The sequence below is a fragment of the Novosphingobium aquiterrae genome, from assembly GCF_042434435.1.
GTDB lineage: Bacteria > Pseudomonadota > Alphaproteobacteria > Sphingomonadales > Sphingomonadaceae > Novosphingobium > Novosphingobium aquiterrae.
The window spans coordinates 312,286-327,916 of record NZ_JBHLTL010000011.1 but is presented as its reverse complement, the minus strand read 5'-3'; the positions used below and the strand labels follow the sequence as shown (position 1 = coordinate 327,916).

General features: G+C 65.6%; 15 protein-coding genes and 2 tRNA genes. 11 read left to right on the top strand and 6 right to left on the bottom strand.

All coding sequences use genetic code 11. The features are described from left to right. Window positions 1-23 precede the first annotated feature (23 nt). From ACFFF7_RS15075 to ACFFF7_RS15060, 4 genes are all read left to right on the top strand, one after another. Window positions 24-461, top strand: coding sequence for a type II 3-dehydroquinate dehydratase (locus tag ACFFF7_RS15075; RefSeq protein ID WP_379482179.1), 438 nt, complete (start codon window positions 24-26; stop codon window positions 459-461). An 81-nt stretch (window positions 462-542) separates the two neighbouring features. Further along, complete coding sequence (gene accB, locus ACFFF7_RS15070; protein WP_379482178.1) at window positions 543-1,034, top strand: acetyl-CoA carboxylase biotin carboxyl carrier protein; 492 nt, start codon at window positions 543-545, stop codon at window positions 1,032-1,034. A 9-nt stretch (window positions 1,035-1,043) separates the two neighbouring features. Next, window positions 1,044-2,393, top strand: coding sequence for an acetyl-CoA carboxylase biotin carboxylase subunit (gene accC / locus ACFFF7_RS15065; protein WP_379482177.1), 1,350 nt, complete (start codon window positions 1,044-1,046; stop codon window positions 2,391-2,393). Window positions 2,394-2,420: 27 nt separating this feature from the next. Next, complete coding sequence (locus ACFFF7_RS15060) at window positions 2,421-2,978, top strand: hypothetical protein (RefSeq protein ID WP_379482176.1); 558 nt, start codon at window positions 2,421-2,423, stop codon at window positions 2,976-2,978. A gap of 8 nt (window positions 2,979-2,986) precedes the next feature. Here the strand turns inward: ACFFF7_RS15060 and ACFFF7_RS15055 are convergent, their stop codons facing one another. Then, on the bottom strand, window positions 2,987-3,451 hold the full coding sequence (locus tag ACFFF7_RS15055; protein ID WP_379482175.1) for an Lrp/AsnC family transcriptional regulator: 465 nt from the start codon (window positions 3,449-3,451) through the stop codon (window positions 2,987-2,989). A 242-nt stretch (window positions 3,452-3,693) separates the two neighbouring features. Between ACFFF7_RS15055 and ACFFF7_RS15050 the strand changes: the two genes are divergently transcribed. From ACFFF7_RS15050 to ACFFF7_RS15035, 4 genes are all read left to right on the top strand, one after another. Then, the gene (locus ACFFF7_RS15050) at window positions 3,694-5,430 is read left to right on the top strand and encodes a sensor histidine kinase (RefSeq protein WP_379482174.1); all 1,737 of its coding nucleotides are present in this window, start codon (window positions 3,694-3,696) and stop codon (window positions 5,428-5,430) included. A 27-nt stretch (window positions 5,431-5,457) separates the two neighbouring features. Then, the gene (locus ACFFF7_RS15045; protein WP_379482173.1) at window positions 5,458-6,462 is read left to right on the top strand and encodes a polysaccharide deacetylase family protein; all 1,005 of its coding nucleotides are present in this window, start codon (window positions 5,458-5,460) and stop codon (window positions 6,460-6,462) included. A 53-nt stretch (window positions 6,463-6,515) separates the two neighbouring features. After that, window positions 6,516-6,592: transfer RNA gene (locus tag ACFFF7_RS15040), tRNA-Ile, on the top strand. 20 nt (window positions 6,593-6,612) lie between these two features. After that, a tRNA-Pro gene (locus ACFFF7_RS15035) sits at window positions 6,613-6,689 on the top strand. A gap of 6 nt (window positions 6,690-6,695) precedes the next feature. On the opposite strand, the gene ACFFF7_RS15030 is transcribed toward ACFFF7_RS15035, so the two are convergent. Then, window positions 6,696-8,675, bottom strand: coding sequence for a beta-galactosidase (locus tag ACFFF7_RS15030; RefSeq protein ID WP_379482172.1), 1,980 nt, complete (start codon window positions 8,673-8,675; stop codon window positions 6,696-6,698). 193 nt (window positions 8,676-8,868) lie between these two features. Between ACFFF7_RS15030 and ACFFF7_RS15025 the strand changes: the two genes are divergently transcribed. Both ACFFF7_RS15025 and ACFFF7_RS15020 read left to right on the top strand, forming a co-directional pair. Then, on the top strand, window positions 8,869-10,287 hold the full coding sequence (locus ACFFF7_RS15025; RefSeq protein WP_379482171.1) for a DUF1800 domain-containing protein: 1,419 nt from the start codon (window positions 8,869-8,871) through the stop codon (window positions 10,285-10,287). A gap of 3 nt (window positions 10,288-10,290) precedes the next feature. Then, window positions 10,291-11,430, top strand: a complete 1,140-nt coding sequence (locus ACFFF7_RS15020) for a DUF1501 domain-containing protein (RefSeq protein ID WP_379482170.1) — start codon at window positions 10,291-10,293, stop codon at window positions 11,428-11,430. On the opposite strand, the gene ACFFF7_RS15015 is transcribed toward ACFFF7_RS15020, so the two are convergent. From ACFFF7_RS15015 to ACFFF7_RS15000, 4 genes are all read right to left on the bottom strand, one after another. Next, window positions 11,416-12,783: a M28 family peptidase gene (locus ACFFF7_RS15015; protein ID WP_379482169.1), complete on the bottom strand. Its 1,368-nt coding sequence runs from the start codon at window positions 12,781-12,783 to the stop codon at window positions 11,416-11,418. The genes ACFFF7_RS15020 and ACFFF7_RS15015 overlap by 15 nt on opposite strands. 73 nt (window positions 12,784-12,856) lie before the next feature. Beyond that, complete coding sequence (locus ACFFF7_RS15010; protein WP_379482168.1) at window positions 12,857-13,171, bottom strand: hypothetical protein; 315 nt, start codon at window positions 13,169-13,171, stop codon at window positions 12,857-12,859. Between the two features lie 11 nt (window positions 13,172-13,182). Then, the gene (locus ACFFF7_RS15005; protein WP_379482167.1) at window positions 13,183-13,599 is read right to left on the bottom strand and encodes a hypothetical protein; all 417 of its coding nucleotides are present in this window, start codon (window positions 13,597-13,599) and stop codon (window positions 13,183-13,185) included. 15 nt (window positions 13,600-13,614) lie between these two features. Then, window positions 13,615-13,797 carry a hypothetical protein gene (locus tag ACFFF7_RS15000; RefSeq protein WP_379482166.1) on the bottom strand — a complete coding sequence of 61 codons (183 nt, stop codon included), beginning with the start codon at window positions 13,795-13,797 and terminating at the stop codon, window positions 13,615-13,617. Window positions 13,798-13,954: 157 nt separating this feature from the next. On the opposite strand from ACFFF7_RS15000, the gene ettA reads away from it, so the two are divergent. Continuing rightward, window positions 13,955-15,628 carry an energy-dependent translational throttle protein EttA gene (gene ettA, locus ACFFF7_RS14995; RefSeq protein ID WP_379482165.1) on the top strand — a complete coding sequence of 558 codons (1,674 nt, stop codon included), beginning with the start codon at window positions 13,955-13,957 and terminating at the stop codon, window positions 15,626-15,628. Window positions 15,629-15,631 lie beyond the last annotated feature (3 nt).

Sequence of the window (15,631 nt, the reverse complement as noted above, 5' to 3'; positions counted from 1 at the left end):
CCCCATCCGGACAGGAGGCAAGCGTGGCCGACAAGACGATCTACGTACTCAACGGCCCCAACCTCAACATGCTCGGCACGCGTCAGCCCGAAATCTATGGGCATGACACGCTGGACGACATCGCCGCCCGGCTCGTCGCGCGCGGGGCGGAACTGGGCGTCAGCGTAGACGTGCGCCAGTCCAACCACGAAGGACACCTGATCGACTGGCTGCACGAGGCGCATTTCGAGGGTGTCCATGCGGTGCTGCTCAACGCCGGGGCCTATACCCATACCTCGATCGCGCTCCACGATGCGATCAAGTCGATCACGGTTCCGGTGATCGAGGTCCACTTGTCCGATCCCGAAACCCGCGAGCCGTTCCGCCATCTCTCCTACGTCGGCATGGCTGCGGTCGATTGCGTCAAGGGCCTGGGCGCCAACAGCTATGTCGTCGCGCTGGAGAAAGCCGCCGCGCTCTAGCGTGGACAGGGCCGCGAAGGGTCTTGTCAGCGCCCTTCCCCCCGCGCATAGGCGATTAACGACAGCAATCACGAGGATCGCATGAGCGACGCAAAGAGCGCCCCCCGCGCGGCCAGCGGCATGAACATCGACAGCGCGCTGGTGCGCGAACTGGCCGAACTACTGGCCGAAACCGGCCTTACCGAAATCGAGGTCGAAGACGGCGACCGCAAGATCAAGGTCGCCCGCCAGGCCGCGCCTGTGGCCGCGGTGCAGCACATGGCACCGGCCCACGCGCCGCTGATCGCCGCGCCCGCCGCCCCGGCTGCAGCGCCTGCGGCGGCCGCCCCGGCCGACGATCCCGACGCGGTTAAATCGCCGATGGTCGGCACCTGCTATCTCTCGCCCGAACCCGGTGCGGCCGCGTTTGTCAGCGTTGGCCAAAGCGTCAAGGAAGGCGACACGCTGCTGATTATCGAGGCGATGAAGGTGATGAACCCGATCGCCGCGCCGCGCGCCGGTACGGTCAAGGCCGTCATGGTCGACAACGGGCAGCCGGTCGAATTCGACCAGCCGCTGGTCGTGATCGGCTAGGCCGCACCCATGGGCATTTCCCGGATCCTGATCGCCAATCGCGGCGAGATCGCGCTGCGCATCCACCGCGCCGCGCATGAAATGGGCATTGAGACGGTTGCGGTGCATTCCACCGCCGATGCCGACGCGATGCACGTGCGGCTGGCCGATCACGCGGTGTGCATCGGGCCTCCCGCGGCCAAGGACAGCTATCTCAACGTCGCGGCGATCATTTCCGCGGCCGAGATTGCCCATGCCGACGCGATCCATCCCGGTTATGGCTTCCTCTCCGAAAACGCCCAGTTTGCCGAGATCGTCGAAGCCCACGGGATCACCTGGATCGGGCCCAAGCCCGAACACATCCGCACCATGGGCGACAAGATCGAGGCCAAGCGCACCGCCGGCGCGCTCGGCCTGCCGCTGGTCCCCGGATCGGACGGCGCGGTCAGCGAGATTGCCGAGGCCAAGGCGATTGCGGAAAAGGCCGGCTATCCGGTGATCATCAAGGCCGCCAGCGGCGGCGGCGGGCGCGGGATGAAGGTCTGCAACGGCCCCGACGAGCTCGAGACGCTGATCCAGCAGGCCGGCAGCGAGGCCAAGGCCGCCTTCGGCGACGCCACCGTCTATATCGAGAAGTACCTCGGCAATCCGCGCCACATCGAGTTCCAGGTGTTCGGCGACGGCAATGGCGAGGCGATCCACCTGGGTGAGCGCGACTGCTCGCTCCAGCGCCGCCACCAGAAGGTGCTGGAAGAGGCCCCCTCGCCCGTCATCAGCCCCGAAGAGCGCGACCGCATGGGCGGGATCGTCGCCAAGGCGATGGCCGACATGGGCTATCGCGGCGCCGGGACGATCGAGTTCCTGTGGGAAAACGGGGAGTTCTATTTCATCGAAATGAACACCCGGCTGCAGGTCGAACATCCGGTGACCGAGGCGATTACCGGGGTCGACCTGGTCCGCGAACAGATCCGCATTGCCGACGGCAAGCCGCTGTCGGTCAAGCAGGCCGACATCGAGTTCAACGGCCACGCGATCGAATGCCGGATCAACGCCGAAGACCCGTGGAACTTCACCCCCTCTCCCGGCCTGGTGAGCAATTATCATGCCGCCGGCGGGATGAATGTCCGCGTCGATTCAGGGCTTTACGCCGGCTACAAGATCCCGCCATATTACGACTCGATGATCGCCAAGCTGATCGTCAAGGGCCGCACCCGCGAGGGCTGCATCATGCGCCTCAAACGCGCGCTGGAAGAAATGGTCATCGGCGGGGTCAAGACGAGCATCCCGCTGCACCAGGCGCTGATGAACGAGCCGGATTTCATCCACGGTGACTACACGATCAAGTGGCTGGAAGAGTGGCTGGCGGGGCGGGCGGGGTAATCTTGGCTGCCGACAATCGAGCCTAAGATGGCCAATCTGAAGTTCTTTGAATGGCAGACGCCAGAAGACCTCAAGCGGCTTGCCGAATTAGAATCCGAAGGATTAGGCGCACTGGCTCTGAAGGGACCGGGCCAAGAATTCCGCGAAGCATTTGCCGCGTCTAGATTTGCGTTACACTGCGGCGCAACAGCGGTACGACTCTTGGAAACAAGGCAAGGCCAACAGACCCCTGATTTTGCCTTAATTTCAATGGGAAAAGAACTGTGGTTCGAAACGACTGAGATTGATCGCCCAGGTCGCCGAAGGGGTGATGAGCCGCTCGTCGAAGGAGCCCAGAGCTTCGCTGACCATGAATGGAGCAATCCGGAAGAGTTATTCGAAGCCGCCGTCCATCGCATCACTTCTAAGGTAAAAAAGACCTACGATAAGTGCGACGGTCTTTTGATTTGGTTCAATGCTTTCCCCGTCGAGCGCGCGCATCAGATCAATCAGCAATGGTGGGAAAGCGCGGCGTCAACTGCGCGAACCCATTTTACAGAGGTTTGGGTTCACCAAGCTGGGAAATTCACGAAGCTATCCGACTAGAACTTCCCCTACTCCAACGGCACCCCGGGCATCTGCTTCGCCGTCCGGATCGTCAGACTGGTCTTCACGCTCGCCACGTTCGGCGCCGGGGTCAGCTTGCTGGTCAGGAATTCCTGAAAGCTCTGCAGGTCCTTGCTAACGATCTTGAGGATGAAATCGATCTCGCCGTTGAGCATGTGGCATTCGCGCACTTCTGGCAGGTCGCGCATCGCTTCTTCGAACTGCCGCAGGGAATCCTCGGCCTGGCTCTTGAGGCTAACCATGGCGAAGACAGTTATGGCAAAACCCAGCTTCGAGGCGTCGAGATCGGCGTGGTAGCCGCGAATCACGCCCGATTCCTCGAGCGCGCGGACCCGGCGCAGGCACGGCGGCGCGGTCAGGCCGACGCGGTTGGCCAGTTCCACGTTGGTGACGCGGCCTTCGTCCTGCAATTCGGCGAGCAAGCGCCGATCGATCGTATCGAGATTTGCCATGCAACCCACCCCTTGGCGCGCCCGTTTGAAGCAGCCCCACCCGGCCGCGGCACACTTTTCGAATTCAGCAACAAACGCAGCCCCGAACCGTTCCTGCGCTAATATTATTATTTCATATCGCAATTGTCCCGCTTTGCAACGCTGCAATTGCTGCCGGTTCACGCTGGGGACAAGTTTGCTATGCCCCACCCGCACAGCCCCGAACGCTGTATAGGAGCGGGCCACCATACCCGGAATAGATGATGCATTATGACGACCGTCTTGGAACCGTATTGCGCCTTCGGGCGGACGGTCCGGCGGTGCGCCGCATCCAGTACCGGCAATTGCTCGATCTGCTGGGCACCCTGCCCAGCGAGGCGCGCGGCGATCAGGTTGACTGTGCGTTCACCCGGCTGGCCGATCTGGCTGCAACCATTCCGCCCGAGGAACGCGCCGGGATGATTCGCGACCGCGGGCTGCGGTTGCGCTCGACCCGGCTGGTCGCCAACCTGGCGGGCGACGATTCGCTGGTTGCCCAGGCTGCGCTTGACCGCGCTGAGCTGGGCGAGGACGAATGGCTTGACCTGGTGCCCGCCCTGCCGATCGCGGCCCGCGGCCATGTCCGCCGCCGCCGGGATCTGAGCCTGGCAGTAGAAGCGCAACTGGCCCGGCTGGGCATCCGCGACCGCGGCCTGCCGCCAGCGCGCAGTGCGGTTGCCGACGCGCCCGCGCACCGCGCCGCCAACCATATCGATACGCTGATCGAATCCGCGCCGCCGGCTGCGCCGTCCGCCGCGCCCGATCAGGGTATCGGTGCGATCGTGCGCAAGATCGAAGCCTATCGCAAGGCGCGCCAGGTGGTCGATCACGTTCCGGCCAACACCGATGCGCCGCGTCTGCCGCTGGATGAAGACCATCTGTTCGAGGCACCGGCGCAGGTTCGCGCTTTCGACTTTGCCACCGATGCGGCGGGCCGCGTGGTCTGGGCCGATCCGGGCAGCGCACCGATGATGATCGGCCGCGCCCTCGGCGCGCTGGATGAACGCGCCCATGGCCCCCTGCGCGAGGCCCTGCGCGGCCGCCAGCCGCTGCGCGCGCTGGGCCTGACCCTGGAAGGCGCGCCGGCGATTGCCGGGCACTGGCAGGTTGACGCTGCGCCGTGGTTCGATCCGTTGACCGGGCGCCACCTGGGCTGGCGCGGACGGATGCGCCGCCCCACAGAGACACGCGCGGAAGCTCCGGCCGCACCCCGGCAGAGGCCCGACAGCCAGGCCGATCGCATTCGCCAGATGCTGCACGAACTGCGCACGCCGGTGAACGCGATCCAGGGATTTGCCGAGGTGATCCAGCAGCAGCTGTTCGGCCCGACCCCGCACGAATACCGCGCCCTGGCCGCGACAATCGCCGGCGATGCCGCGCGGATGCTCGCCGCCTTCGAAGAACTGGAGCGACTGGCCAAGCTGGAAAGCGGCGCTGTCGAGATCGAGGCCGGCCAGACTGATCTTGCGGCCGCAGTGGAAGCCACTGTTGCCCAGCTGGCCGCCCACACCCGGCAGCGGGGCAGCGGCTTTGCCGTGAAGATCGCCGCTGCCCCGCTGGCGGTGCCATTGGCGCGCATCGAGGTGGAACGGCTTGTGTGGCGGTTGCTGGCCACGCTGGCCGGCGTATCGGGTCCGGGTGAAGTGCTGCGGTTGAAGCTGCAAAGGCGCAATGCCAACATCCGCCTGGATGTCGCCTTGCCCGCGATCCTTGCCGTGCGGGACGAAAAGGCCTTGTTCGAAACGTCCGCCGGGGCAGTGCCGCAAGTTATCGCCGCCGGCGTCTTCGGTGTCGGCTTTGCCCTGCGCCTGGTCGCGGCTGAAGCAAGTGCCGCCGGCGGGCGGCTTGTCCACAAGGGCGACCGGCTGCGGCTGATCCTGCCGGGCTTGACCGCAACCGCCGACCCCCATAGCGATAGCGACACTGCCGCGACAGACGAGGCGTCTGCTCCAGCGGCCTGACGGGACACAGCAAGGGGCCTTAATATCGTGGCGGGTATCCGCATTACCGATCCCCCGGCCCCCGGCAGCGCGGTGCGTTTCGCGCCGGACTTTGGCCAGCGCTTCATCCTGACCGTCGACACCGAGGAAGAGTTCGACTGGAACAAGCCAATCGAACGGTCCGGCCATACCGTCCACACCATTGCGCGGCTGGCCCGCTTTCAGGAGTTCTGCCAGGGCGCGGGAATCTGCCCGATCTATCTGGTCGACTATCCGATCGCCACATCGCCGGCCGCGGCTGACATCCTGCGCGGCCCGCTGGCCGAAGGCCGCGCCGAGATCGGCGTCCAGCTGCACCCCTGGGTCAGTCCGCCGCACGATGAAGACGTCACCGAATACAACAGCTTTGCCGGCAATCTCGATCCGGCACTGGAACGGGAAAAGTTCACGCGGCTGCGCCAGGCGATCGAGGGCAATTTCGGCAAAGCTCCGCTGATCTACCGCGCCGGACGCTATGGGATCGGGCCGAATACCGCGCAGATCCTGGCCGACGGCGGGATCGCCATCGACACCTCGGTGCGCTCGAACTTCGACTACAGCTTTGCCGGTGGCCCCAATTTCCGTCGTCTGCCGCTGACCCCGTGGTGGATCGACGCCGACCGCCGGCTGATGGAGCTGCCGCTGACCACGGTCTATTCCGGCATGCTGCGCCAGATCGGCGACTGGCTCTATCCGCGGCTGTGGCGCATTCCGCAGATGCGCGGGGTGCTGTCGCGGCTGGGGATCATGGAGCGGATTCCGCTGACCCCCGAAGGCGTTACCCTGCCCGAGGCGCTGCGCGGCATCGACATTGCGCTCGACATGGGGCTGCCTGTACTGGTCTTCTCGTTCCACAGTCCATCGCTTGCCCCGGGCTATACGCCCTATGTGCGCAACGAGGATGATCTGGACGCGCTGTACGACTGGTGGCGCGGGGTTTTCGCCTATCTGAGGAAGCGCAATGTCGCGCCGACGACGGTTGTCGAAATCATGGCATCCGTCGAGCTTGCCTAATCCACCCTTCCCCGCTAACCCGCGCGGCGTCCGTCCGGGTCCTTCCGGGCTAGGGGCCTGTAGCTCAGTTGGTTAGAGCTGGCCGCTCATAACGGCTAGGTCGCGGGTTCGAGTCCTGCCGGGCCCACCACGGACAGAAATACCCCAGGTCGGGGAGTGGCGCAGTCCGGTAGCGCGCTTGCTTTGGGAGCAAGATGTCGCAGGTTCGAATCCTGTCTCCCCGACCAATTTTTTCAAATCGACGAGGCTTCAAACACGCAAACTTCGGCCGGACCGAGATTGCGCTGGCCGATCACCGGGTTCCCTTCAACTGATTGCGGAACTTCGACTGGCCGGTTGGCATAGTTGAACGCGAAAGTGCGTGATCCGGCGCGGTGCAGGCGCAGGCCTTCGGGCAGGTCGTGAACCGCAAGGCCAGCGTCGATCGCAGCGCGGCGCATCAGCACGGCGGCCAGCGCGAGCTCGGGCCAGGTCGCCAGGTAACGGTACTTGCCGTGCCGCCAGACAGCGACGGTGCCATCCTCGGCAACCAGTTCCGGCGTCATCGCTCCCTCTGCATGGTCGATCCAGCGCGTCATCGCCCAGCCATCTCCGCGGTGCGCCAGGCCCGGCGGCAGGCTTTCAACGTGCGTCACTCGCATCGGCAGGACGTCGCGCAGCACGCCGGGGGCCAGCCCCTCGGGAATGGCGAATTCGGCGGTACGGCTGCCACTGCGCGGGCCGATCACGACCTGACCGGTGAAGCGCGCCAACTGCTGGGCCAGCGCGTCTGGGATGTGCGGAAGGCAAGGCAGGACGCACAGCGCATAGCCATCCAGCGACCGCCCTGGCGGGATTATGTCGACATCCAGCCCCAGCCGGCGCAGCGCGGTATAGCAATCGAACGCCGCCCACAGCGCGGAAAAGCCCCGGCCCTGGGGCTGGATCGTCGTAATCCAGTCCGCATCGTAAGCGAAAACCAGCGCGACCGTGCGCGGCGGCGCGCCTGTTGGCCCGATCTGCGCGATGTCGGCAGCCGCCTGTCGTGCTTCGCCCAGACCCGGCGCATCAGAGCTGTCGGGCCGCAGCAAGCCGGCGTGGTTCTGTTCCTGCGCCTGGGGAAACTGGCGCCAGCGGAAATAGCTGACCAGTTCGGCGCCGTGGGCCATCGCTTCCAGCGTCCAGAGCCGTACCATGCCGGGCAGCGGCGCGGGATTATGGGCTGACCAGTTGACCGGACCTGGCTGCTGCTCGATCACCCACCAGCGCCCGTCGGGATGGCATCCACGATACAGATCGTGGTGGAACGCGGCGATGTCGGGGTGGCCCTGTCGGGCATAGGCCAGCCTGTCGGCAGCCGAAAAGCGGAAGCTGTCAAGGAAGCCCAGCGGATAGCTGTCCCAACCAGCCACATCGATGTCAGCAGCCACGTCATGATGATCGAACTGGGTGAAGAAGCCCATGAAATTGTGCATCACGTCGCGGCCGGGCGAAAGCGATCGCAGCACTTCGACCTGGGCGCGATTGAACGCGACGACCTGATCGGAGGAAAACCGCCGGAAAGCCAGCCAGTGCGCCGGATTGGCCTCGGTCACGGTCAGGTTGGGCAGCTCGACTTCATCAAAGCTGCGGTATTCCATCGACCAGAAGACATTGCCCCAGGCCCGGTTGAGCGCGTCGACCGTGCCGTAGCGCGCCGCCAGCCATCTGCGAAAGGCCGCGCGCGCCGCCTCAGAAAAGCTGACCACGCTGTCATGGCAGCCATACTCGTTGTCCGTCTGCCACGCGATCACCGCGGGATGCCGGCCATAACGTTCGGCTACGGCGCGGGTGATGCGCACCGCCTCGGCGCGATATCCGGCGTGGCTGAAGCAATAGTGCCGCCGCGAGCCAAACCGGCGCGGCCGGCCCTGTTCGTCCAGCGCGATCATCCCGGGCATGCGGTCGACCAGCCACTTGGGCGGGGTTGCGGTCGGCGTGCCCAGAATCACGCCCAGCCCGGCCTGGCCCAGAACTGCAATCGCCCGGTCCAGCCAGCCCCAGTCGAAGCGGCCTGGCTCGGGTTCGATCCGGCTCCAGGCAAATTCGCCGATCCGCACCCGGCTGAGCCCGGCCGCGACCATCCGCGCCGCATCCTGCGGCCACATCGCTTCGGGCCAATGCTCGGGATAATAGCAGCACCCCAGGCGCATCATCGCGGCTTGCGGATCGGCTGGCACGGTTCGGTCTGTCATCGACGCTCCCAGATCGGGACCCCTGCCCCGTCAGTTGACCGGTCTTAGAATGGCACGCTCTGGCCCGGCAAGCCGATGTTCAGTTTTCGCAGCGCACTTTGCCGCGACAAAGCAATACATTTTGCGGCAAGACCGCGCTGGAGCATTCGCGCAGTCTGTCGCGTGAATTGGTCAGCGCACAGGAGATTCGGCAATGGGCGAGGCAAGCGTGGCTCTCAATCGCTTTGGCCTGGGTGCGCGCGGCAACGACAGTCCGATCACCGATCCGCGTCGCTGGCTGCTCGACCAACTGAGCCGGTACAACCCGCGCCCGGAGGTGATCGCCCGGTTGCCCGGAACGCCGGCATTGATCGCCATGCTGCGCGAGGCGCAGGCCGATCGGAAAGAGAGCAAGGCCGACGCCGCGCAGCAGCCGACCCCTGAGAGTGAGCCTGCCACTGGCAAAAACCCCCGTGCCAGGGCCGGAATGCCTGGACCTTACAAAGACCTGCGCGAAGAGTACGTCGCCGCTGTCGGCGCCCGGACGGCCAGCGCGCTGGGCAGCGACACGCCGTTTGCCGAGCGGCTGGTTCATTTCTGGTCCAACCACTTCGCCATTTCGGTAGACAAGATTGTCACCGTGGGCCTGGCCGGCGCATTCGAGTTCGAGGCGATCCGCCCCAATATTCTCGGCAGCTTCGGGCAAATGCTTCGAGAAGTGGAGAGGCACCCGGCGATGCTGCTCTATCTCGATCAGGCGCAATCGATCGGACCCGGAAGCCGGCTTGGCCGGCGCGCCGCCCAGCGCGGCCGCGACCGCGGACTGAACGAGAACCTCGCGCGCGAAATCCTTGAACTGCATACCCTTGGCGTGCGCAGCGGCTACAGCCAGGCCGACGTCACCGAATTCGCCCGCGCGCTGACCGGCTGGACCGTCGGCGGTTTGGGCCGCTTGCCCGCGCTGCAGGGCAGTGGTGATGGCTTTACCTTTGCCGAGTTCATCCACGAGCCGGGCCCGCGCACCATCATGGGCAAGCGCTATGACCAGCCGGGCGCACGTCAGGCCCAGGCCGTGCTTGACGATCTGGCGGTCCACCCGGCAACCGCCCGGCACATTGCCACCAAGCTGGCGCGTCACTTTGCCGCCGACGACCCGCCGCCTGCACTGGTCACCCGGCTGGAGCAGGCGTACCTGCGTTCCGGCGGTGATCTGCCGACGATCTATCGCGCCTTGATCGAGGCGCCCGAGCCGTGGTCGGAGACGGCAACGAAGTTCCGCACCCCGTGGGAGTGGACCATTGCCGCGCTGCGCGGCACCGGTGTTATCGCCCTGCCCGGCGCGACCGCTGCGGCGGCATTCCAGCAGCTGGGCCAGGCGGTTTGGAAGCCCGGATCGCCCGCCGGCTATGACGATGCTGCGCCAAGCTGGGCCGGCCCCGATGCACTCTATCGGCGGATCGAAGTGGCACAGCGGATTGCCGCGCGGGCCGCGACCGTCGATGCCAGGCAATTGTCGCTGGCGCTGTTTCCCGGCGCTGTCAGTGACGCCACCCGGACCGCGCTGGCCCGCGCCGAAAGCGGCCAGCAAGCGCTCGCGTTGCTGCTCGCCAGCCCCGAAATGATGCGGAGGTAAGCCATGAAACTCGACCGACGCCAGATCCTTGCAGCCGGCGCCGCCAGCCTGTTTGCCCCGCGCATCGCGTTTGCCCGCGCCGCGACCGAGCGGCGGCTGGTCTTCATCATCCAGCGCGGTGCCGCCGACGGGCTCGCCACCCTCGCCCCGCTTGGCGACAAGGCCTATTCAGGGCTGCGCGGCGATCTGGCCAATCTGGAGGGCGGCGCCCGGCTCGATCCGCTGTTCACACTCCATCCAGCCCTGGCCCAGACCGCGCAGCTCTATGGCGCAAAGCAGGCGCTGTTCGCCCATGCCATCGCCTCTCCTTATCGCGAGCGGTCGCACTTCGATGCGCAGAACGTGCTCGAAACGGGCGGCACTGTTCCCTATGCGCGCAAGGATGGCTGGATGAACCGGCTGCTCTCACTGCTGCCGGCCGGCGAAGCGCGCGCTCTGGCAGTCTCAGCGACGATCCCGGCGGCCTTGCGCGGCGACAATCCGGTCGCCAGCTATGCCCCGTCGAACCTGCCCGATGCGCCGGGCGATCTGCTGCAACGCGTCTCGCAGCTCTATGCCGGTGATCCGCAATTGCACGGCCTGTGGGAAGAAGCCCTGCAGACCCGCGCCATGGCCGCGGGCACCGATCTGGCCGGGGCCCGCGGCGGAGAGGCTGCGGGCAAATTGGTCGCCTCGCTGATGAGCGGGGCGCAGGGCGCGCGCGTGGTCATGGTCGAGACAACCGGATGGGACACGCACGCCCAGCAGAAGGGCCGCCTGGCCGCACAGCTTGGCGGCCTCGATGCGCTGATCGGCGCGTTGAAGGAAGGGCTTGGCCCGACCTGGAATGACACGCTGGTCATCGTCGCGACAGAGTTCGGCCGCACCGCGGCGGTGAACGGCACGGGCGGAACCGATCACGGCACGGGCGCGCTCGCCATGCTGCTGGGCGGAACTGTTGCGGGCGGGCGCATCCTTGCCGACTGGCCCGGCCTTGCCCCGGCGCAGCTTTACGAAGGCCGCGATCTCAAGCCGACGATAGCGCTGGACGCCCTGCTTTCCGGCGCCATTGCCGGGCACTTTTCGCTGGATCCCGCGATCGCGACGGCTCGACTGTTCCCCGAAACGGCAGGCAAGCCGCTGAGTGGCCTAATTCGCGCCTGACAGCGGCCCCGCCTCGTTGGCGACGACCTTGAGCACCGCGGTCCACGCCGCGACATTCTGTTCCAGCTGCGCCGGATCAACCTTGTCGAGCGTATCGTCGGGGGTGTGGTGCAGGTCGAAATAGCGCGTCGCATCCTGATCGAGGTCGATCACCGCCAGCTTCTGCGCGGCGATGATTGGTTCGACATCGGTGCCACCCTGCGGCTTGCCCTGCCCCTTGACGATGCCCAGCGGCGCCAGCGCAGCCGACACCTTGTCGGCCACGGCCTTGTTGCTTTCGGCCAGGCCCAGCTGGACGCGCCAGACCCGGTCTGCGCCGGAATCGCTTTCCATGGCGAGCGCGTGCGGCTCACCGGCGTGGGCCTTGGCATAGGCCTCGCCGCCAAAGCCGCCCAGTTCCTCGCTGCCGGCCCACAGCAGACGGATCGTCCGCAGGGTCTTGCCGTCCTGCTGCGCGCGCAAGGCGGCAGCGGTGATGATCGCGCAGCCCGCGCCGTCATCGATCGCGCCGGTGCCAAGGTCCCAGCTATCCAGGTGGCAACCCAGCAGGATCGGCGGCAGTGACGGGTCGCGGCCCGGCAGATCGGCAATCACATTGCCCGACGGCGCATTGGGCTGCGGGTAGCCCTCCAGCACCAGTGCCACGGTCATCGGCTTGCCCCGCGCGGCAATGCGCGCGATCAGATCGGCATCGGGCGCGGAGACCGCTCCGGCCGGAATGGCTTTCGTCCCAGCCGGAAAGTTCGTCCCACCGGTGTGCGGATCGCGGTTGTGGTCGGTTCCGGCCGAGCGGATCACCGTTGCCAGCGCACCCTTGGTCGAGGCGATTGCAGCGCCCTGGCGCCGGGCGTTGCCATAGGGGCCATAGCCTGAGCCGTCCTGGTAGGCGCGCATCTGGTTATCAATGTAGGCAATCTTGCCGCTAAGCGATCCCGCCGGTGCGGCCTTCAGCGCGTCCAGGCTGGGGAAATAGACCATTTCGGCGGTCAGCCCGCCTTTCGGGGTCGGCACCGAATTGCCCAGCGCCGTGATGTGCAGCGGCTGGGGATAGGGTGCGGTCAGCCGCGCGGTTTCGGCTCCGCGCACGAAAGCGGTGATCGTGAACGGCTCGCTGCGGACATTGGCAAAGCCCAGGGCCTTCAGCCGCGCCACAGCCCAGTCACGCGCCGCCGCTTCGCGCGGCGACCCGGCGAGGCGTTGGCCGACCTCGGTGGTCAGGTCCTCAAGAATTGTCCATGCAGTCTGATCGGACGGGGCCGAGGCCGGCATGTCCTTGGCGGGCTGCGCCGCTGCCGTCTGCACGGTCATCAGGAACGAGGCGGAGAGCGCGAGCGCGCGGAATGAGAGGTTCATGTCCGCGGCATATCGGGGCGGCACCGCCTTGCCAAGCAGGACGGTGCCGCCAAACCGAATTGTCTGCTGCGGATCAGCGCGGAACGGCGACCCGGCTGCAGGTCTTGGGTGCTTCGCGCGTCGGTCCGGACCATGTCGCGGTATCGCCCATCACCCGCAGGTTATAACCGCCGCCCTCGAAGCTGGTTCCGCCAACCGACGGCACGCTGCGCAGGAAGATCGGAATAGCGCTTCCGCCGACCTGCACGGTGGCACCGCGCTTGGCGTAGGTGACCTTGAGCATGGTCCCGTTGTTGCAATCGAAATAGCTGCTGACGCCCGGTCCCCCGATCGTCTGGCAGCCAGCCAGCGCGGTGAATGCCGCCAGCGATGCCATGACTTTTTTCATGATCGTCCCTTTCAATAGCCGGTGCGCGTGCAGAGCGTATCGGCCAGGTAGACACGCTGCCGAACCGTCTCCATCGACTGCCGGGCCGAACCGCGATAGCCCATCGCGATGCAGAAATTGTCGGCGGTAGCGGCAGAGCAGGCAGCCGTCGCAGAACCTCGGGTACAGGCCAGTACGCGCATGCCGTTGCGTGCCGGGGCCGGATAGAATTCTGCCGCCATTCCGCGGAGCGAGGCATTGTCGCCGGGCGCGCCCGGTCCCATCCAGCCCAGCGGACGGATCGACTGGACCGGCAGGCCGGCCATGGGACGGATCATCGGGGTGCTGGTCGTAATCGTCCGGCAGGCACCGCGGTACTGGGTCTGCGGACACAGCTGCCAGGTGCCGGCCGTGATCCGGATCGAGTTTACCGTCCAGGCCAGGCCCATGTCCGGGTTGGCATCCTAAACGGCCACTGCGGGCCCGGAATAGCCGGCATCGCGGTAGATGGTCGCTGCGGGCAGTTGCGCCGGCAGCGGGGCCATCTTGTCGGACTGGGATGCCGCCGGGGTGGATATCGCCAGGAAGGCGCCGGCAAGGCCGGCAGAACCCATCGCAAGCGCGATGGAGATTGAACTGGTACGCATTCGTAATCTCCTCAACCAAGGATGTTATCTTGCGACCATTCGCCATGTGCATTGCCCGGCGGTTCTGGAACCATATCTGCCGCCCGGTGCATTGCAAACATGCACTTTGGACACTACAGGCCGCCTAAATCTTTCCAGTTACAGTTTCGAGGATCCGATGGCCGCCCAGTACGCCTTTGTCATGAAGGGCATGACCAAGACCTTCCCCGGTGCGCAAAAGCCGGTGCTCAGCGATATCAGCCTGCAGTTCTATCAAGGTGCCAAGATCGGTATCGTCGGCCCCAACGGCGCGGGCAAGTCGACGCTAATGAAGATCATGGGCGGGATCGACACCGACTTTACCGGCGAGGCCTGGCCGGGCGAGAACATCACGGTCGGCTATCTCCCGCAGGAGCCGGAACTCGACAAGACCAAGACGGTCCTCGAAAACGTCAAGGACGGTGCGCGCGCCACCGCCGACCTGGTCGACCGGTTCAATGCGATCAGCATGGAAATGGCCGAGCCCGACGCCGACTTCGAAAAGCTTGGCGAAGAGATGAGCGAGCTGCAGACCAAGATCGACGCGGTCGACGGCTGGACGCTCGACAACCAGCTTGAAATCGCGATGGAAGCGCTGCGCTGCCCGCCGGGCGACTGGCCGGTGGACAGCCTTTCGGGCGGTGAAAAGCGCCGCATCGCGCTGACCCGCCTGCTGATCCAGAAGCCCGACATTCTGCTGCTGGACGAACCGACCAACCACCTCGATGCGGAAAGCGTCGAATGGCTGGAAAACCACCTCAAGGAATATGCCGGCGCGGTGCTGATGATCACCCACGACCGCTACTTCCTCGATCACGTCGTCGGCTGGATCCTCGAACTCGATCGCGGGCGCTATTTCCCGTACGAGGGCAACTATTCGACCTACCTGGAAAAGAAGGCCAAGCGGCTTGAGCAGGAAGACCGCGAGGAAAGCGGCAAGCAGAAGGCGCTTACCCGCGAACTCGAATGGATCCGCCAGACCCCGGCGGCACGGCAGACCAAAAGCAAGGCGCGTATCCGCAAGTTCGAGGAACTGCAGAACGCCCAGGACAACCGCCCGATCGGCAAGGCCCAGATCGTCATCCAAGTGCCCGAGCGCCTCGGCGGCAAGGTGATCGAGGCCAAGGGCATTTCCAAGGCCTATGGCGACAAGCTGCTGTTCGAGGACCTTTCGTTCATGCTGCCTCCGGGCGGCATCGTCGGGATCATCGGCCCCAACGGCGCGGGCAAGTCGACCCTGTTCCGCATCCTGACCGGCAAGGAACAGCCCGACAGCGGGACCGTCGAGATCGGTTCGACCGTGCACCTCGGCTATGTCGACCAGAGCCGCGACGACCTGAACCCCAAAAACAACGTCTGGGAAGAAATCTCCGGCGGGCATGACTACATGACCGTCAACAAGCAGGAGATGAGCACCCGCGCCTATGTCGGAGCGTTCAATTTCAAGGGTGCCGACCAGCAGAAGAACGTCGGCAAGCTGTCAGGCGGGGAACGCAACCGCGTCCACATGGCCAAGATGCTCAAGGCTGGTGGCAATGTCTTGCTGCTTGACGAACCGACCAACGATCTGGACGTCGAAACCCTGGCCGCGCTGGAAGACGCGATCGAAAACTTCGCCGGCTGCGCCGTGGTGATTTCGCACGACCGCTTCTTCCTCGACCGGCTGGCGACGCATATCCTGGCCTTCGAAGGCAACAGCCACGTCGAATGGTTCGAAGGCAACTTCGCCGCCTATGAAGAAGACAAGCGCCGCAGACTGGGCGATGCAGCGGACCGGCCGACCAGGTTGGCCTACAAGAAGCTGACCAGGTGACCT